This window comes from uncultured Reyranella sp. (genome assembly GCF_945957355.1).
In the GTDB taxonomy this organism is placed as follows: Bacteria; Pseudomonadota; Alphaproteobacteria; order Reyranellales; family Reyranellaceae; genus Reyranella.
In genome coordinates, this window is the sequence record NZ_CAMFKM010000004.1 from 259,011 (window position 1) to 276,428 (window position 17,418).

The following is a 17,418-nucleotide window of genomic DNA, read 5'->3' on the forward strand; positions in this document are numbered from 1 at the left end:
CGTCAGAGGAGCGTGACCCGTGACCGTTCGCCCGCCGAATATTCTCCTGATCCTCGCCGACAACCTCGGATGGGGCGAACTTGGCTGCTACGGCGGCGGCGTCCTGCGCGGCGCCCCGACGCCGCGGATCGATGCCCTCGCGGAAGAAGGGCTGACCTGCCTCAACTTCAACGTCGAGAGCGATTGCGTGCCGACCCGCTCGGCGCTGATGACCGGTCGCCACCCCATCCGCACCGGGGCGATGCAGTCGGTGCCGGCCGGCCTTCCGCAGGGACTGATCCCGTGGGAGATCACGATCGGCCAGCTGCTGCAGGATGCCGACTACGCCACCGCCTGCTTCGGTAAATGGCACCTGGGCGACCGGGAAGGGCGCCTGCCCAAGGATCGCGGCTTCGACGAATGGTACGGCATCCCGCGCACCTCCAACGAGGCGATGTTCACGGCGGCGCCGGGATTCGATCCCGAGATCGTGCCGATGCCGTTTGTGATGGAAGGCATCAAAGGGGAGCCCGCGCGCAATCTCGCAGTCTACGATCTGGAACAGCGTCGGCTGATCGACGGAGAGATCACCCGTCGCACGATCGGCTTCATGGAGCGCCAGTCGGCTGCGCACCGTCCGTTCTTCGCCTACGTGCCACTGACGCAGCTTCATTTTCCGACTCTGCCGCATCCGGACTTCGCAGGTCGCACGGGGGCGGGCGATTTCGCCGATGCGATGGCAGAGATGGACCACCGGGTGGGCGAGATGCTCGATGCGATCGACCGGTTGGGCTTGCGGGAGGACACGCTGGTTTTGTTCGGCAGCGACAACGGACCGGAGTTCCGGCGGCCGTGGCGCGGCACAGCCGGCCCCTGGCGCGGTACCTATCACACCGCCATGGAGGGCGGACTTCGCGTCCCATTCATCCTGCGCTGGCCGGGCCGCATCGTGCCGCGCCGTACGACCGACGTGCTGCACATCACCGATCTCTACCCGACCCTGGCCAAAGTCGCCGGTGCCCGCCTGCCGGCCGACCGGCCGATCGACGGCATCGACCAGCTTGGCTTCTTCCTCGGCGAGCGGTCGACCACCGCACGGGAAGGGTTTCCCTATTACATCAAGACCGAGCTGCGGGCCGTGAAGTGGCGCCAGTGGAAGATGCATCTCATGTGGGAAGTCGAGCCCAACGAAGGGCCGATCAAGCTCGAGACGCCGTATCTGTTCAATCTCGTGAAGGATCCGAAGGAGGAGACCGACGCGAACATGGACGAAGGATGGGTGCGTGGCCCGATCCGCCGCCTGATCGAAACCTTCCAGGACAGCCTCAAGGCCCATCCGCCGATTCCGCCCGGTGCACCGGACGAGTTCGTGCCGAGTGGGAAGGCGGGAGCATGAGGCGCGCGCTTCGAGCGTTCCTCGCGGGCTGCCTCGCGCTTTCCGCCTCTGCGGCCGCGGCACAGGACTGGCCGAACAAGCCCATCCGCATCGTCGTACCCTTTCCTTCGGGCGGTACCACCGACACCGCGGTGCGCCCCCTGGCGGACCGGCTGGCGCAGCAACTGGGCGTCTCCGTCGTCGTCGACAACAAGCCGGGCGCTGCCGGCCGCATCGGCTACGAGTTCGCGGCCAAGGCCGCGCCCGACGGCTATATGCTGCTGGCGGGGACCGACAGTCTCGGGTTGCAGCCGCATCTCGATCCGCCGCCCAACTATGATCCGGTTCGCGACTTCGCCCCGATTGCGCAGCTCTCGTCGCAGCCGCTGGTGATCGCGGTCCATCCTTCGCTGGGAGTCACCACGCTGCGACAGCTGGTGGAGCTCTGGCGCACGCAGCGCGAGCCGATCGGCTATGCCACGTCGGGCATCGGCTCCTCGCAGAACTTCGCCGGCGAATGGTTTGCCCGCGTCTCCGGGCTCAAGATGCTGCACGTCCCGTATCGCGGCGGCGGCCAGGCGGTGAACGATCTGCTGGCGGGCCAGGTCCAGCTCGCGGTCCTCGGTATCGCGCCGCTCATTCCCTACCAGAAGGCGGGCCGGATCCGCATTCTGGCCGTGACCACGGCGGAAAGGTCGCCCGCGCTGCCCGAGGTGCCCACCTTGAAGGAGTTAGGCTACGACGTCGTCGCCGACCAGTGGATGGCGTTGCTGGCGCCGGCCAAGGTGCCGCCGGTCATCCTTGATCGACTGAACGCCGAGGTGAATGCGGCGTTGGCCGACGCACGACTGCGCGAGGTCTATGCGGGTGCCGCGATGCGGCCCGTCGGCGGCAGCGCGGCAAACCTCGGCAAGTTGCTCGATGGCGACTATCAACGCTTTGGAAAGCTCACCAAGGAACTGGGTTTCAAGGCGGAATAGGGCGCCCTTCCGCTCTTCGGCTCGCGACTTTTGAGGCTGAGCGCCACGCCCTCTTGGGCTAGGCTCGCCACAATCAAGAGAATTCCGAAGGGAGTCGCGTGGCCATGCCGGAAGTCGTCCCCAACAGAGCCGCCCTGGGCGCGCGCATCGAGGGACTCGATCGCGCGTCGGCGAACGAGCCGGCAGTGGCCGCGATGCTGAACCAGGCGCTTGCCGAGCATCTGCTGGTGGTGATCCCGGGAGACCCGATGACGCCGGAACAGACGCGCGAATTCTCGAAGGCATTCGGCGTGCCGCAAAGGCAGTTGCTGCGATACAAGCGCAGCGGCGCGGTGCCCGACGTGTCGGTCATGGTGAGCACGCTGATGGCCGACGGCACGACCGACAAGACGGCCATCCGCGCGGAAGACTGGCACACCGACGATTCCTACTTCGCAGTGCCCGCCAAGGCGACCCTGCTGCACAGCATCGAGATTCCGAGTCACGGCGGAGCCACCTGGTTCTGCAACATGCACTCGGTGTTCGAGGCCCTGCCGGAGGCGACGCGCAAGCGTATCGACGGGCTGAAGGCCATCCACGGCTACGACACGCCGCGCGCGCGCAACCGGCCCTCGGCGCGGACGCCGGAGGAGATCGCCGAGACGCCGGATGTCGAGCATCCGCTGGTGCGGACGCATCCGGAGACCGGCCGCAAGGCGCTCTACCTCAACCCGAACCGGCTGGATCGCATCGTGGGGCTGGAACGCGCGGAGAGCGACGCCCTGCTCGACGAACTTGCCGACGAGGCGCGCAAGCCGCAGCACCATCACGGCCATGTCTGGACCCAAGGTGATATCGTCGTCTGGGACAACCGCGCCACCATGCACCGTGTCGTCATCGACTACCCGGTGGGCGAACGGCGGATCATGCATCGCGTGCTGATCGAGGGCGACCGGCCGTACTGATGGACGAACCCGCCCCGTCACGCCGGCCCTCCCTGCGGTCGGGGCTGGTGCTCGCCGTCCTGACCGTCGTGATCTGTCTGCTGGGGGCGGAGATGGCGCTGCGGCTGCGCACGTCGGCCAGCCTCCTGTGGCACTATCCGAACTTCATTCAGCTCGATCTCCGATCGGACGAATCGGAACGGCCGCAGCTCCGCTACGACCACGAGCTGGGCTGGGACCTGCAGCCCGGCGCGTCCGGTCTTCTCGCCGGCAAGCCGATCTCGATCTCGGCCGAGGGCATGCGCAATCATGCGTCAGGTGTCAACGCCGGCAGTGGCCCCACGATCCTCGCATTGGGCGATTCCTATACCGAAGGATATGCAGTCGCGGATGACGAGACTTGGCCCGCCCATCTCGAGCGCCACACAGGCCGGCGTGTCCTGGCCGGCGGCGTGCGCGACTACGGGCTGGATCAGATGATCCTCAAGGCCGAACGCCTGGTGCCGACCCTGAAGCCTGCTACCGTCGTGCTGGCCTTCATTGCCTCCGACATCGACCGAACCGGGCGCGCGGCCAGGAACATGCGACACAAACCCTATTTCGTCGCCGCCGGGGATGGGCTCGAGCTTCGCAACGTTCCAGTGCCCACGACAAAGGTGGCCGGTCCCGACACACTGGTGCGTCGCGTGCTAGGCCATTCCTATCTCCTTCACTTCACCATGGGGCGGTTGGGCGCCCATGAGCTTTGGCACGGTGATACGATCCACACGGGAGAAGACAGCGATCTGATCTCCTGCCGTCTGATGGTTCGGCTCGCGGCTTTGGTGCAGCGGGAGAGCATTCAGGCCCTGGTGGTGGGATTCCCCCGTTATGAAGACTGGGCCTGGCCGGAGAGCGGGAAAACGCAGCATCGGCGTGTGGCCGCTATCCTCGACTGCGCGAGCAGGGCCGGGCTGAAGACGCTCGACACCTACGAGCGATTCGCAAAGGAGGGCGTGGCGCAGGACCCCGAAGCCTTCTTCGTCGACTGGCATTTCAATGACAGATCCAATGCGCTGTCCGCACGGTTGATCGCGCCAGTGCTCTAACCTCGCGACTTGCCGAGGAACTCGATCATTTCAGCTGCCGCATCTTGACGACTCTCGGAGGAGATCAGCGCGTGGTCCATCCGCTGGACAATGCGCATCTCTGCACCGCGATAGTGTACCAGTGCGTCGGGCTCCAGGGTGAATTCGCGACGGAACATCTCGAGGTCCTCCTTCGACGGCGAGAACAGGAAGAGCGTCCTGACGCCGCGCGCGCAAAGTTCCGACAAGGCCGATTGTGCAAAGGATTGCTTGCGGATGAGACCGAGCGTCCGGCCGACCCTCCGGCTGCCCAGCCGGAGGGAACGCAGACCGCGGACCCAGAGCGAATGCAGGGTCGTGCGCATGTCGGCTCTTCCTTCGATGAGAGTGCGCCAACTCTGCAGGCTGGCGATCTTGCGAAGGTAGAACAAGGGCGTCTGCCGGCGATGATCGAGGTAGGTGATTTCATCCGGCCGGCGCGGCAGGGTGAAGAGCGGCTGATTGACCAGGATCAGGGCACCGATGCGGCGCTCGGCCAGCGCTGCATGGAATGCGTGGTAGGCACCCGAGCAGATTCCCTGAACGGTGAACTTCCGGAAACCGCGCTTCTCGAGGACGTCGAGCATCGCGCGAATGTCCGAGTTCCGGTTTGCGAAGGCATGGCTGATGAAGTTCTCCTGGCCCGGCGGGGGGATACTGTCCCCAAGACCGGCGAAGTCCGCCCGCAACGATGAAATGCCGGCCTGGGCGAGACGGCGTGCAAACTCCACGCCTTGCCGGGCCGCTCCATATCGTGGGTCGCGGCCGCCATTCACGATGATCACGATGTCCGGCGAGGGCCCCGTCTCGGGATTGCAGAGGAAACCGAACAAGCGCTGACTCGAGCCGAAGCGCAGTGTCGTCTCGACGCAGCCGCCAGGGCGCAAGGTGGCTTCGACGGGCAAGACGGGTTGGGAGCGAGCCCTCGTCGTCGAATCGCGCCCCAGAGGGAAGGCTGTCGTCATCCAGTTGATGACGTCGTGAAAGGTGGGAAGCCTGACGGCATCGAACGTCGGATGTCCGACCAGGGAGTGCAGATCGTCGCTCCAGCCGCCCTTCGTCACCTCGATACCTGCATGGCGCCAGGAGTCGAGGCATTCGTCTAGCAGCCTGGATTCTGCGCGGGCGAACACCGCCACCTTCCGGGCCGCTTTCAGTGTCGTCTTGCGGAGGTCGGTGCCAGCAATCTGGGCGATCGTGCTGTCGCTGAAGGTAAACTCGCCGACTTCGATTCCGCCACCCGCGGGCAGGACGCGGCCGCCATGAAGCTCAGCATCGAGTGTCAGCTCACGCACATAGGAACGACCGCTCACCGTAGGTTCAAACAGAAGGAGTCCGGCAATGTCGTCCCGGCGCGAGGCCGCCAAGGCCGCCAGCATGGCGCCGGCCCGCATGCCGCAGACCAGGACTCCGCGCGAGCCGCTGATTGATTTCAGCCAATCGGCAGCAGCCTCGACACTTTCCTGCCAAGCGGTCCAATGGCCATCCGACCTTTCGACAGCGAGGTCGCACGAATCGCCGGTGCCGGGATATTCCAGACGGAGAGTCCAGTACCCGCTCCGTGCCAGCTCGTCAGCGAGGACCCTCAGCGCGCAATAAGCCACCAGTTCGTCCCCGAGCAGGCCGGGACAAATCAGAACCGCGAAGTCATTGCGGCGAGCCTCGAAAGGCATGTGAAGCCATCCGAAGCAGTCGTGAACCGCAATCGGCGTCATATCGTTCCCATACAGCCCACGCACACCTCTGGGTCTGTCCCACCACACCCCAAGGTGACTGCAAATTGATTTCTCCCCACGGGGAGATTATCCTAAAAGCCCGCGATTGCTCGCGAATTTTCAAGTATTTTTGGGAGTGTTCGGTGTCCTCGCCGCTGAAGGTTCGCGTTAGAGCTGTATTGAGAAGTGCCGGGTCTCTGCAAAAAGATGTCGAGATCCTGCGGGATGACGCTGACCTCCATGCTGCCGGCTTGACCTCGCACGCCACGGTCACTCTCATGCTGGCGCTCGAAGAAGCGTTCGACATCGAGTTTCCCGACCGACTCCTTCGACGCCGGACATTTTCCAGTATTGATGCCATCGCCGAGGCACTCGTTGAGATCGGCGTTCGAGACGAGGCGGCATGAGTCCGTGGCTCGCCGCTGCCCGCGCGGCGGGAACCCAGATCGCCGCCCGGCACGCTGACGATGTCGATCAACGAGCCCGTTTCCCGGCTGAGGCCGTGGCCGGGCTGAAGGATCGCAAGTTGCTCGGCATACTCGTGCCGGAGGCTGACGGAGGACCCGGCGCGGGCATCGCCGACGTGGTGGCGATCTGCCATGAACTTGGGCAACACTGCGCGTCGACGGCCATGATCTATGCGATGCACCAGATACAGGTCTCGTGCATCGTCCGGCATGCGGGAGCCAATTCCTGGCAACGCGCATTCATGAGCAGGCTCGCAAGCGAGCAGCTGCTTCTTGCCTCGGCCACGTCCGAAGCGGGCGTTGGCGGCGACGTCAGATCGAGTGTTTGTGCACTGGACGAGAAGCGTGGCCGGTTCACCCTCGTCAAGCAAGCGCCCGTGATATCCTACGGAGAGCATTGCGACGCCATCCTGGTGACGGCCAGGCGCACACCTCAGGCGCCCGCCTCGGACCAGGTGATTGTCGTCGTGCCGCGAGCCGGCATGGAGCTGCAACGCCAGGAATCCTGGGACACGCTAGGCATGCGCGGCACGTGTTCCAACGGCTATCGCCTCAGCGCGGAAGGCGAGATGAGCCAGGTCGTTCCGGCACCCTACGCAGATGTGTCCGCGCAGACGATGCTCCCGACGTGCCATCTCGTCTGGAGTGCCCTCTGGCTCGGCATAGCGACCGAGGCGATGGCGCGGTCACGGGCCTTCGTCCGGATGGAAGCCAGGCGGAAGCCTGGCGTTCCACCGATCGGTGCCACCCGATTGGCGCAGGCACTGGTCGATCTGCAGTCGATGAGGAGCAATCTCGTAACCCAGCTGCATCGATACGAAGAGGCGATCGGTTCTGATGACCGGCTGTCAGCGCTGCCTTTTGCCGTCGCGATGAACAACCTCAAGCTCGGGTGTTCACACCAGGCCGTGAAGATCGTCGAGCAGGCGATGCTGATCTGTGGTCTGGCCGGCTACCGCAACGACTCTCCGTTCAGCATCGGCCGTCTTCTCCGGGATGCTCAGTCGGCTGTCGTCATGGTGAACAATGATCGCATTGTTGCGAACAATGCGACTCTCGCTCTGGCGCTCCGGGACGAGCCGGAGCTTCTGGCGTGAACGACCCCGTTTCCGCTGCTTACGAAGCATTCCGGACGGAGCTGGAGAGCCAAGGCCTTTTGATTTCCATGGGTGTCGAGGGGCTGTATGGGCGGAGCGGGACCTTTGAAGACGTCGTGGAGCGCCTGAACGCGGCGATCGGCGCCGTCGGCGATCCTGATGGGCCGGAGGTGATGCGGTTTCCGCCGGGACTGGGCCGCCTCCAGCTCGAGAAGAGCGGCTATGTCCGGAACTTCCCGCACCTGGCAGGCACCGTGGCCAGTTTTGCCGGATCCAATCAAGACCATGCGGCGCTTCTCGCCAGGTTGTCGAACGACGAGGACTGGACGGACATGCAGCGGCCGACCGAGGTCGCCCTGACCCCCGCCGCCTGTTATGGCGTCTACCCGGTCATCGCGGCGCGCGGACGGCTGGGTGCAGCCGGCGCGTTGGTCGATGTCTACACCTGGTGTTTCCGTCACGAGCCTTCCATCGATCCGGCGCGCATGCAGATGTTCCGGCAACGCGAGCATGTCCGCATCGGCACTCCGGAGCAGGTTGCCTCCTTTCGCGCGCTATGGCTCGACCGGGCGCGCGCACTCGTCGAGTCGTTGGGATTGCCCGCTGCAATCGATGTGGCGAACGATCCATTTTTCGGCCGGGCCGGCAAGCTCCTCGCAGCCACCCAACGCGAGGGGAATCTCAAGTTCGAACTATTGGTACCGATCGTCGCCGAGGCGCCCCGAACGGCCTGCGTCAGCTTCAATGACCATCGCGATCTGTTCGGTCGGGCCTGGGGCATCGAATTGGAACCGGGAGAGACGGCTCATACGGCCTGCGTCGGATTCGGTGTCGAGCGGCTGACGCTCGCCCTGTTTCGCCACCACGGCTTCTTCGTCGCTGACTGGCCGGATAGCGTGCGCCATGTCCTCGGATTCTGACGCGATCGATCTTCTGAGGCTCAGTCCTGCGACGGCGCGACAGAGCACGCTGCACGGTGACGAGCGGATCTGGCGGGAAACCAACTGCTACGTCGATCTGTGGGTGGAACTTCTGCCGGCGCTCGGCCATTCCCCCGAAGCAGCACTACCCTTCACGGTGCTGCAGGATTTCGAGGGCGACCAGTTCACCTTCTTCAAGTTTCCGCTGGAGGATTTGCAGGCCCTGTTCGGCCTCACCGTGCAGGAGCTTGCGATCTACGAATCGGTCGAGGCGCAGGCGACGGCGCAGCTTCGCCGGGGGCGGCCCGTGCTGGTCGAGGTCGATGCCTTCTGGCTGCCCGATGCCGGCGAGGCGTATCGCAAGGCGCATGTGAAGACGAGCGTGGCCGTCATTGCGCTGGATCCGGCAGGGCGACGCTTCGGATACTTCCACGGCACCGGCTACCACGAGCTGGAGGGTGAGGACTATGACGGGTTGTTCCGCGGGCCGGCGGTCCTGTTCCCCTATGCCGAGTTCGTGAAGCGCGACGGCGAGGCGCTCGGTGGCATGGCATTGCTGGAAGCTTCGCTTACGTTGCTACGGGGCCATCTGAAGCGTCGGCCGAGCGTCAACCCGATGGAGGCCTGGCGCGCGGCGCTGCCGTCGCATCTCGAGCGGCTGGCTTCCCGTGACATGGCTTACTTCCACCTCTACGCCTTCAACGTGCCACGCCAGCTCGGTGCCAATTTCGAGATGCTCGGCACCTATCTTCAATGGCTGGGGACCAACGGGGTGGGGGGGCTTGCCGAAGCTGCCGCCGCCGGCCGTCGTATCGCCGAGGCCGCCAAGGCGGTGCAATTCCAGCTCGCACGCATGGTCCATCGCCGCAGGTTCGACGCCGGTGCCGTGCGGCTGCAGCCGCTTGCCGACGACTACGACCTCATCATCGCGGCACTCGCGACCCGGTTCGCCTGATGCAGTGGCAGCTCGCCTGTATGGTATCCGGGGCGGCTCAGAGGCCGGCGGATCTGCCGGCATCGTTGGACTGGATCGCGGCACCGGTGCCGGGGACGGCGGCTCAGGCCCTGCGCGAAGCGGGGCGCTGGAGGCTGGAGGATCCGCCCCCCCTCCATGACCAGGACATCTGGTATCGCACCCGCTTCGATGGCAGCGGACGCCGCACGTTGCGCTTCAACGGGCTCGCCACCCTGGCGGAAGTCTGGCTGAACGGACGCTCGATTCTTGTCTCCGACAACATGTTCCTCACCCACGAGGTCGAGGTCGACCTGGCTGGCGACAACGAACTCGTCGTCGTCTTTCGCTCGCTGGATGCCGAGATCGTGCGTCGCAAGGGCAGGGCGCGCTGGCGAACCGCACTGGTCGAGAACAACCGCTTGCGGCAGGTGCGCACGACGCTGCTTGGACACATGACCGGCTGGCAGCCGGCGGTGCATGTCGTGGGCCCCTGGCGGGGGATCGAACTCGTCGAGCAGACGAGCGGACCTCATGTGATGGCGAAGCGAATTCGCGCCACACTCGACGGCGACGACGGTCTGCTGGATGTGTCGCTCGACATCGATTGCGGCGGCACGCGACCGGAGGCCCGGCTGATCGTCGCGGGCATCGACGCGCCGCTCGAATGGGCGGGCGAGGGGCTCCTTCGGGGCCGGCTGCGCATCCCGGACGTGGAGAAGTGGTGGCCGCATACGCATGGCGCCCCCACGCTTCATCGCGTTCGCGTCACCTTCGGCGGCTTCGAGATCGATCTCGGCCAGGTCGGGTTCAGGTCGATCGATGTCGACAAAGGCAGCGACGGTCGTGGCTTCGCGCTGCGCGTGAACGGGCAGCCGATCTTTGCCCGGGGCGCCTGCTGGAGCACAGCGGACCTCGTCACGCTGGCGGGTGACCGCGAGACACTGGCGCCATGGCTGCGGCAGGCGCGCGACGCGCACATGAACGTGATCCGTGTCGGCGGGACGATGATCTACGAGAGCGACGATTTCTTCGCCGTGTGCGATGAACTCGGCCTCCTCGTCTGGCATGATTTCATGTTCGCCAACATGGATTACCCGATCGCGGATCCCTCGTTCCGCGCCAGCGTCGAGCGGGAGGCGGATCAGTTCCTCGCCCGCGTGCAGGCGCATCCGTCGCTCGGCGTCCTGTGCGGCGGCAGCGAGGTCGGCCAGCAGGCGGCCATGCTCGGCTTGCCATCGTCGCTCTGGAGCAGCCCGCTGTTCGACGAGATCCTGCCGGCGATCGCCAGGGCAGTTTGTCCGGACGTCGTCTTCGTCGCGCAGTCACCCTGTGGCGGCGATCTGCCGTTTCAGGTCAATGCGGGGGTATCGCACTACTACGGCGTCGGCGCCTACAGGCTGCCCCTCGAGGACGCGCGGCGCGCCGATGTCCGGTTCGCCGCCGAGTGCCTGGCCTTTGCGAACGCGCCCGCCGCGGTCACACCGGCGGGGGACCGGGTGCCCCGCGACCGTGGGGCCGATTGGGATTTTGCAACGGTACGCGATCACTATCTCGAACGGCTCTACGCCGTCGATGCTGCGAAGCTGAGGGCGGAAGATCCAGTGCATTACCTCAGGCTGTCACGGGCGCTGTCGGGGGATCTGATGGAGGTCGTCGTCGCTGAATGGCGGCGGCCGGCGTCGCGCTGCGCCGGTGCGCTGGTCTGGATGCTGAAGGATCTGAGCCCCGGGTCAGGCTGGGGCGTCGTGGATTCAAGCGGCATTCCCAAGCTCGCTTGGCACGGGCTGCGGCGGGCCTTTCGGCCGGTGCAGGTGGCGCTCACGGACGAGGGGCTGAACGGGCTCGCTGTGCACCTCACCAACGAGACCGCGGCGCCGGTCTCGACCAAGCTGTCATTGCTCTGCCTGCAGGCCGGCGACGTGGTCGTGATGCGGCGGGAATGCCAGGTCGATCTGCCGGCGCGTAGCGCGCGAACGATGACCTCGGCCGAACTTATCGGCTCGTTCTTCGATATCACCTACGCCTACCGCTTTGGTCCGCCGCCGCTCGAGGTCGCATTCGTCACACTGGAAGATGCGGTGACGGGCGGACGTCTCAGCGAGGCCGCGCACTTCCCGCTGGGGCGCTCGGCGATCGCCCAAGATCCGGGCCTGTCCGCCATGCTGGAGCGGGACGGGGAGGGCTGGGTGGTTGCGATCCAGGCGAACCGGTTCGCTCCCTGCATCCAGATCGAGGCCGCGCACCACCACGCCGAGGAGGAGGGCTTCCACCTGCTGCCGGGCGAGCAGCGGCGTGTGAGGCTGCTCGCCACTGCCGACGTCGGCGAGAATCCGCCGACCGGTGAGGTTCTGTCTGTGGCATCGAAGTTGGCGACGAGCTGCCGCTTCGGCTAGTGCGGCTTTGCGCAGGTCGAGCCGGGCCTGACGTCCATGCGCCGTTTTCGCAGTATCCGTGACGAAGCAAACCCCGGGAATCGCTTCCCGGGACACTTTTTCGATTCGTCCGTTTCGTTTATTTCGTCTGTTTCGTTTGTGTTGCCAGGAAAGGCGCCAGCAGTGCTAGCGCACCGCGCCCGAGGCATGAAGCGCGTCGATCTCGTCGGCGCCGTATCCGGCTTCGGCAAGGATGGCGTTGGTATGCTCGCCGAGCGTCGGCGCATGCGTTTCCACTTGACGCTCACCGCCGGAGAACTTGTTCGCCCGCTTCGAACGACGGATGCGGCCTTCGCTGGGATGATCCTCGGGCTGGAAGAAGCCGACATCGCCGAGATGCGGGTCGGTGAGAAGGTCGTCGATCGTGTTGTAGCGCGCGGCCGGCACATCGAGCCGGTCGAAGATCTCCAGCCATTCCGCCGTCGTCTTCTGGGCGAGGCCCGTCTTGCGGACCTCGAAATAGGCCGCGGCATTGTTGGTGCGGGCGAAGGCGCTGTCGAAGCGCGGGTCGGTTTTCAGTTCGGGCCGGCCGATGGCGTCGAAGAAGGCGAAGGCCTGCTGGTTTGTGTTGGGGCCGACCGTGATGTAGCCGTCCTTCGTGGGCAGCGGGCGATAGTCGGGGCTGAGCAGCCTTCCGTCGCCGGTGGGACCGATCGGCGGATCGAAGGTTGCCGCGCCCAGATGCTCGCTCGACACGAACGACGCCATGTTCTCGAGCATGGGCACGTCGATCGCCTCGCCGACGCCGGTCTTCTCGCGGCGATAGAGGGCGAAGCCGATGCACTGGGCGGCGATCAGGCCCGTCGTGTGGTCGCTCATCACCATGGGCACGAAGCGCGGCTCGCCGGTCGCCCGCTCCAGCGTGCCGGCGACGCCGGACAGGCTCTGCACGATGGGATCGTAGGCGGGGCGATTGTAGTAACGGCCGCCGCGGCCGAAGGCGAGGATCGAGCAGTGGATGAGCTTCGGGTTCTTCCGCGCCAGGCTGGCATGATCGAGCCCTGCGCGGGTGAGGGCTTCGGGACGGACGTTGCTGACGAACACGTCAGCCTTCTCTATGAGGCGATGGAGCGCGGCGAGCCCTTCTGGCTTCTTGATGTCGAGCACGATCGACCGCTTGTTGCGGTTGAAGTTGATGAACTTGCCCGACATGCCCGGATTGCGGCTGCCCTGCGCCATGGTGCGCAAGAGGTCGCCGCCTGGCGACTCGACCTTGATGACCTCGGCGCCGTAGTCGGCCAGGGTGCGGGTGCAGATCGGCCCGACGACCACCGTCGTCAGGTCGACCACCTTCACGCCCGCGAGCGGGCCACCGCTCACGCCGTGAACTCCAGGTCCATCTCGCCGCATAGCACGCCGTTCTTGTCGGCGGCCCACAGCTTCAGCGTGCCGTCCTTCTGTTCCTCGCCGCGCACCTCGATGAGGTCGCCGACCCACAGCGGATGGACGAGGCGGGCGCTGTAGCCCTTCAACTCGCCCTTGGCATGCTTCAGCGCGGCGTCGACCATCAGGTGCATCGACAGGCCGCCGTTCGAGACGATGGCGGGATAGCCTTCCTCGCTGCGCGTGTAGTCGCCGTCATAGTGGATGCGGTGGGCGTTCCAGGTGATAGCGCCGTAGCGGAAGTTGAGCGTGTTGGTGAGCTGCGTCGTCTCGGTCCAGGCCTGGTCGGTGCGGGCCTGCGTGGCCACCGTCGCGGTGGTCTTCTGGCCCGGAGGGACGGCAGGGCGATAGATCGCGTCGAACGTGTCGGAGGCGATGGTCCGACCGCCCTGTTCGATCGTGTGTCGCATCGTCAGCACGAAGATGTCGCCCGAGCGGCCGGTCTTGGGGACGATGTTCGCGACCTCGGCCTTCTTCACCGCCGGTTCGCCGGCCTTGAGGCGCCCCATGATCTCCACCCGGCGGCCGGCGCCCATGCGGCGCGGCATCGGGATCGGCGGCAGGACGATGCCCTTGTTGGGATGCCCGTCCGGACCCAGCTCGCCCTGGCGGACGGTCTCGGCGAAGAAGACGGTGAACCAGTGCGGCGGCAGCTCCTGGCCGCGCTTGATCGACTCGGGGTCGACGTCGAAGGTCGCGGCAACGCGGCGGACGGCCATCATGCCGATATCGTCCTCGACCGTGCGCACCCGCCCGATCCACGGCCGCAGGGTCGCCATTGCTTCGTCCATCCAGCCCATGTCGGTCTTCCTCGAAGGTTTTGCGGCGCGCATCCTCCAACAAAAGAAGGGCCCGCAACAGCGGGCCCTTCCATGATCCGAAAGTTCGGAGATGATCAGATCGAGTAGTACATCTTGTACTCGATCGGGGCCGGCTGGTGTTCCCAGTTGTAGACCTCTTCCCACTTGAGCTCCATGTAGGCGTCGATCTGGTCGTCGGTGAACACGCCGCCTTGGGTGAGGAACGAGCGGTCGGCGTCGAGGGCGTTGAGGGCCTCGCGCAGCGAGCCGGCGACGGTCGGAACCTTGGAGAGTTCTTCCGGCGGCAGGTCGTACAGGTTCTTGTCCATCGGGTCGCCCGGATGGATCTTGTTCTTGATGCCGTCGAGGCCGGCCATCAGCATCGCCGCGAAGGCGAGGTACGGGTTGGCCGACGGATCGGGGAAGCGGACCTCGACGCGCTTGCCCTTGGGCGAGGACGCGTAGGGGATGCGGCACGAGGCCGAGCGGTTGCGCGACGAGTAGGCCAGCAGCACCGGCGCCTCGAAGCCCGGGATGACGCGCTTGTAGGAGTTGGTGCTGGCGTTGGTGAAGGCATTCAGCGCCTTGGCGTGCTTGATGATGCCGCCGATGTAGTACAGCGCCGTCTCCGACAGGTCGGCGTAGCCCGAACCGGCGAACAGCGGCTTGCCGTCCTTCCAGATCGACTGGTGGGTGTGCATGCCCGAACCGTTGTCGCCATAGAGCGGCTTCGGCATGAAGGTCAGCGACTTGCCGTAGCTGTGGGCGACGTTGTGCAGCGTGTACTTGTACTTCTGCACGTTGTCGGCGGTTTTCACGAGCGTGTCGAACTTGAAGCCGAGCTCGTTCTGGGCCGGGGCGACCTCATGATGGTGGATTTCCATGACCAGGCCCATGTCGGTGCAGACCGACATCATCTCGGCGCGCAGGTCGTTGTGCGTGTCGACCGGCTGAACCGGGAAGTAACCGCCCTTGACGCCCGGACGATGGGCGAGGTTGCCGCCCTCGACCGCGATGCCGGTGTTCCACGGCGATTCGTTCGAGGAGATGCTGTAGAAGCTGCCCTGCATCTGGACGTCGTAGCGGACGTCGTCGAACACGAAGAACTCGAGTTCGGGGCCGAACACGGCGGTGTCGCCGATGCCGGACGACTTCATGAAGGCTTCGGCGCGCTTGGCGGTCGAACGCGGGCAGCGGGCGTAGAGCTGGCCGGTCGAAGGCTCGACGACGTCGCAGTTCACGATCAGCGTGGTCTGCGCGGTGAAGGGATCGAGCACGGTGGTGGACGGATCCGGCATCAGGATCATGTCGGACTCGTTGATCGCCTTCCAGCCGGCGATCGAGGAACCGTCGAACATCACGCCGTCCTCGAAGGTGCCTTCGTCGGTGGCGGACGCCATGCGGGCCGTGTGTTGCCACTTGCCGCGAGGATCGGTGAAGCGGAAGTCAACGAACTTGACGTCCTTTTCCTTGATCAGCGCGAGAACCTGTTTGGCATCCATTGTCGATCGTCCCTCTACTTGTGGTTTACTGCTTTCAGCCCCCGAAAGGCCGGGTCCTCATACGGCGGCGTCACCACGCTCACCAGTACGAATTCGAATCGCGTCGTCGATGCTCGACACGAAGATCTTGCCGTCGCCGATGCGACCTGTATGCGCCGAACTGCGGATCGCCTCGACCGCCTTTTCCACCATCTCGTCCTCGATGATGAGTTCGAGCTTCACCTTCGGCAGGAAGTCGACGACGTACTCAGCGCCGCGATAGAGTTCCGTGTGACCTTTCTGCCGGCCGAAGCCCTTGGCCTCGAGAACCGTGATGCCTTTCAGGCCGATCTGATTGAGGGCGTCCTTCACCTCATCCAGCTTGAAGGGCTTGATGATCGCTTCGATCTTCTTCATTTGGCTTGAGACACTCCGCACGCAGACACCGGGTCCTCCAATCGGAAAGGCCCGTGTGTGTTCAAGGGAAGCAGTTTTCATGCCAGAATTTTCCACAGCCTGAAACGGGAATTGTCGATTCAGTCTGTCTGTTTGGCGGGCGAATTGATCGAATATTGATCAAGAATGTGAACAAAGATCAGGCAGAACGGTAACCATGAGACCTGCAAATTCGATGATGGCCGGCTTGGGAACGACGGTATTCGAAGTCATGTCGGCGCTTGCCCGCGAACACAACTCCGTCAATCTCGGTCAGGGCTTTCCCGATGACAGGGGACCGGAGGAGGTGCGCGCCGCGGCGGCGGACTATCTGATGAATGGCCACAACCAGTATCCGCCGATGATGGGAATACCGGAACTGCGGCAGGCGGTGGCCGAACATGCCGGGCGTTTCCAGGGGCTCGACATCGACTGGCAAAGCGAGGTGCTCGTGACGTCCGGGGCGACCGAGGCTTTGGCCGACTGCCTGTTCGGCCTGATCGAGCCCGGCGACGAGGTGGTGCTGATCGAGCCGCTTTATGATTCTTACCTGCCCATCGTGCGGCGTGCCGGGGGGATTCCCAGGATGGTGCGGCTGGAACCGCCGACCTGGCGCCTGCCGCGGGAGGAACTGGCCGCCGCATTCGGACCCAGGACCAAGCTCATCCTCTTCAATACGCCGATGAACCCTTGCTCGAAGGTCTTCGACCGGGAGGAACTCTCGTTCATCGCGGACCTGTGCCTGAAGCACGACGTCTACGCGATCTGCGACGAGGTCTACGAGCACATCATCTTCGACGACCGGCGACACATCTCGCTGATGACCCTACCGGGCATGCGCGATCGCACGGTGCGCATCGGCTCCGCCGGCAAGAGCTTCAGCCTGACGGGCTGGAAGGTGGGGTACATCACCGCCGCGCCGGAGTTGATGAAGGCGATCGCGCGCACGCACCAGTTCATGACTTTCACGACCGCACCGAACCTACAATGGGGCGCCGCGACGGGACTGCGGATGCAGGACGGGTATTTTTCCACCCTGGCCGCCGAAATGCAGCGCAAGCGTGACCATCTAGCCGGGGCCCTGGCCGGGATCGGCTTCGACGTCCTGCCGTCGCACGGGACGTATTTCGTCACCACGGACTTCCGGCCTCTGGGATTCAATGGAACGGATGAGGAGTTCTGCCGTCACATAACGGTAAAGGCGGGAGTGACCGCCGTCCCGGTCAGTGCTTTTTATTCATCGACCGAAGCTCCTCGGTATTTCGCACGCTTTTGCTTTTGTAAGCACGATTCCACGTTGGACAGCGCCATCGAGCGGCTGGCGACCCATTTTGGGGCCTAAAGCTCTGGTATTTGCAGTCTTTCGAAAC

General features: G+C 64.9%; 15 protein-coding genes. 10 read left to right on the plus strand and 5 right to left on the minus strand.

Annotation, left to right across the window (positions count from 1 at the left end; genetic code table 11):
* Positions 1-19 precede the first annotated feature (19 nt).
* From Q0Q48_RS09060 to Q0Q48_RS09075, 4 genes are all read left to right on the plus strand, one after another.
* Positions 20-1,375 (plus strand): arylsulfatase, encoded by a 1,356-nt coding sequence (locus tag Q0Q48_RS09060; RefSeq protein ID WP_295136808.1) that lies wholly within the window; start codon positions 20-22, stop codon positions 1,373-1,375.
* Positions 1,372-2,334 carry a tripartite tricarboxylate transporter substrate binding protein gene (locus tag Q0Q48_RS09065; RefSeq protein ID WP_295136810.1) on the plus strand — a complete coding sequence of 321 codons (963 nt, stop codon included), beginning with the start codon at positions 1,372-1,374 and terminating at the stop codon, positions 2,332-2,334. The genes Q0Q48_RS09060 and Q0Q48_RS09065 overlap by 4 nt, the downstream gene beginning before the upstream one ends.
* Positions 2,335-2,438: 104 nt before the next feature.
* Positions 2,439-3,278 (plus strand): TauD/TfdA family dioxygenase, encoded by an 840-nt coding sequence (locus tag Q0Q48_RS09070; protein ID WP_295136812.1) that lies wholly within the window; start codon positions 2,439-2,441, stop codon positions 3,276-3,278.
* Positions 3,278-4,345: a hypothetical protein gene (locus Q0Q48_RS09075; protein WP_295136815.1), complete on the plus strand. Its 1,068-nt coding sequence runs from the start codon at positions 3,278-3,280 to the stop codon at positions 4,343-4,345. Before Q0Q48_RS09070 ends, Q0Q48_RS09075 begins: the two co-directional genes overlap by 1 nt.
* On the opposite strand, the gene Q0Q48_RS09080 is transcribed toward Q0Q48_RS09075, so the two are convergent.
* Positions 4,342-6,126 (minus strand): hypothetical protein, encoded by a 1,785-nt coding sequence (locus tag Q0Q48_RS09080; protein WP_295136818.1) that lies wholly within the window; start codon positions 6,124-6,126, stop codon positions 4,342-4,344. The genes Q0Q48_RS09075 and Q0Q48_RS09080 overlap by 4 nt on opposite strands.
* A gap of 107 nt (positions 6,127-6,233) precedes the next feature.
* On the opposite strand from Q0Q48_RS09080, the gene Q0Q48_RS09085 reads away from it, so the two are divergent.
* The 5 genes from Q0Q48_RS09085 (at position 6,234) to Q0Q48_RS09105 (ending at position 11,910) form a co-directional block, all read left to right on the plus strand.
* A complete protein-coding gene (locus tag Q0Q48_RS09085; protein ID WP_295136932.1) occupies positions 6,234-6,485 on the plus strand; it encodes an acyl carrier protein in 252 nt (83 codons plus the stop codon).
* Entirely contained in the window at positions 6,482-7,642 is a 1,161-nt protein-coding gene (locus Q0Q48_RS09090) for an acyl-CoA dehydrogenase family protein (RefSeq protein WP_295136820.1), read from the plus strand. Before Q0Q48_RS09085 ends, Q0Q48_RS09090 begins: the two co-directional genes overlap by 4 nt.
* A gap of 68 nt (positions 7,643-7,710) precedes the next feature.
* On the plus strand, positions 7,711-8,562 hold the full coding sequence (locus tag Q0Q48_RS09095) for an amino acid--[acyl-carrier-protein] ligase (RefSeq protein WP_295136933.1): 852 nt from the start codon (positions 7,711-7,713) through the stop codon (positions 8,560-8,562).
* Positions 8,546-9,517: a DUF1839 family protein gene (locus Q0Q48_RS09100; RefSeq protein WP_295136822.1), complete on the plus strand. Its 972-nt coding sequence runs from the start codon at positions 8,546-8,548 to the stop codon at positions 9,515-9,517. Before Q0Q48_RS09095 ends, Q0Q48_RS09100 begins: the two co-directional genes overlap by 17 nt.
* Before the next feature lie 65 nt (positions 9,518-9,582).
* Positions 9,583-11,910 carry a glycoside hydrolase family 2 protein gene (locus tag Q0Q48_RS09105; protein WP_295136824.1) on the plus strand — a complete coding sequence of 776 codons (2,328 nt, stop codon included), beginning with the start codon at positions 9,583-9,585 and terminating at the stop codon, positions 11,908-11,910.
* A gap of 165 nt (positions 11,911-12,075) precedes the next feature.
* Here the strand turns inward: Q0Q48_RS09105 and Q0Q48_RS09110 are convergent, their stop codons facing one another.
* The 4 genes from Q0Q48_RS09110 to Q0Q48_RS09125 form a co-directional block, all read right to left on the minus strand.
* Positions 12,076-13,269: a CoA transferase gene (locus tag Q0Q48_RS09110; protein ID WP_295136826.1), complete on the minus strand. Its 1,194-nt coding sequence runs from the start codon at positions 13,267-13,269 to the stop codon at positions 12,076-12,078.
* On the minus strand, positions 13,266-14,132 hold the full coding sequence (locus Q0Q48_RS09115) for a hypothetical protein (protein ID WP_295136827.1): 867 nt from the start codon (positions 14,130-14,132) through the stop codon (positions 13,266-13,268). Before Q0Q48_RS09115 ends, Q0Q48_RS09110 begins: the two co-directional genes overlap by 4 nt.
* Before the next feature lie 95 nt (positions 14,133-14,227).
* Positions 14,228-15,634, minus strand: coding sequence for a type I glutamate--ammonia ligase (gene glnA, locus Q0Q48_RS09120; RefSeq protein WP_295136828.1), 1,407 nt, complete (start codon positions 15,632-15,634; stop codon positions 14,228-14,230).
* Positions 15,635-15,691: 57 nt separating this feature from the next.
* Positions 15,692-16,030, minus strand: a complete 339-nt coding sequence (locus tag Q0Q48_RS09125) for a P-II family nitrogen regulator (RefSeq protein WP_092828392.1) — start codon at positions 16,028-16,030, stop codon at positions 15,692-15,694.
* A 196-nt stretch (positions 16,031-16,226) separates the two neighbouring features.
* On the opposite strand from Q0Q48_RS09125, the gene Q0Q48_RS09130 reads away from it, so the two are divergent.
* Positions 16,227-17,390, plus strand: coding sequence for an aminotransferase (locus Q0Q48_RS09130; protein ID WP_295136829.1), 1,164 nt, complete (start codon positions 16,227-16,229; stop codon positions 17,388-17,390).
* Positions 17,391-17,418 lie beyond the last annotated feature (28 nt).

What these genes read in the sequence shown, in the direction of transcription:
- Q0Q48_RS09125 (WP_092828392.1), bottom strand. Translation starts at nt 16,030, where the DNA reads ATGAAGAAGATCGAAGCGATCATCAAGCCCTTCAAGCTGGATGAGGTG.
- Q0Q48_RS09130 (WP_295136829.1), top strand. Translation starts at nt 16,227, where the DNA reads ATGAGACCTGCAAATTCGATGATGGCCGGCTTGGGAACGACGGTATTC.
- Q0Q48_RS09065 (WP_295136810.1), top strand. Translation starts at nt 1,372, where the DNA reads ATGAGGCGCGCGCTTCGAGCGTTCCTCGCGGGCTGCCTCGCGCTTTCC.
- Q0Q48_RS09115 (WP_295136827.1), bottom strand. Translation starts at nt 14,132, where the DNA reads ATGGGCTGGATGGACGAAGCAATGGCGACCCTGCGGCCGTGGATCGGG.
- Q0Q48_RS09070 (WP_295136812.1), top strand. Translation starts at nt 2,439, where the DNA reads ATGCCGGAAGTCGTCCCCAACAGAGCCGCCCTGGGCGCGCGCATCGAG.
- Q0Q48_RS09100 (WP_295136822.1), top strand. Translation starts at nt 8,546, where the DNA reads ATGTCCTCGGATTCTGACGCGATCGATCTTCTGAGGCTCAGTCCTGCG.
- glnA (WP_295136828.1), bottom strand. Translation starts at nt 15,634, where the DNA reads ATGGATGCCAAACAGGTTCTCGCGCTGATCAAGGAAAAGGACGTCAAG.
- Q0Q48_RS09090 (WP_295136820.1), top strand. Translation starts at nt 6,482, where the DNA reads ATGAGTCCGTGGCTCGCCGCTGCCCGCGCGGCGGGAACCCAGATCGCC.
- Q0Q48_RS09075 (WP_295136815.1), top strand. Translation starts at nt 3,278, where the DNA reads ATGGACGAACCCGCCCCGTCACGCCGGCCCTCCCTGCGGTCGGGGCTG.
- Q0Q48_RS09095 (WP_295136933.1), top strand. Translation starts at nt 7,711, where the DNA reads ATGGGTGTCGAGGGGCTGTATGGGCGGAGCGGGACCTTTGAAGACGTC.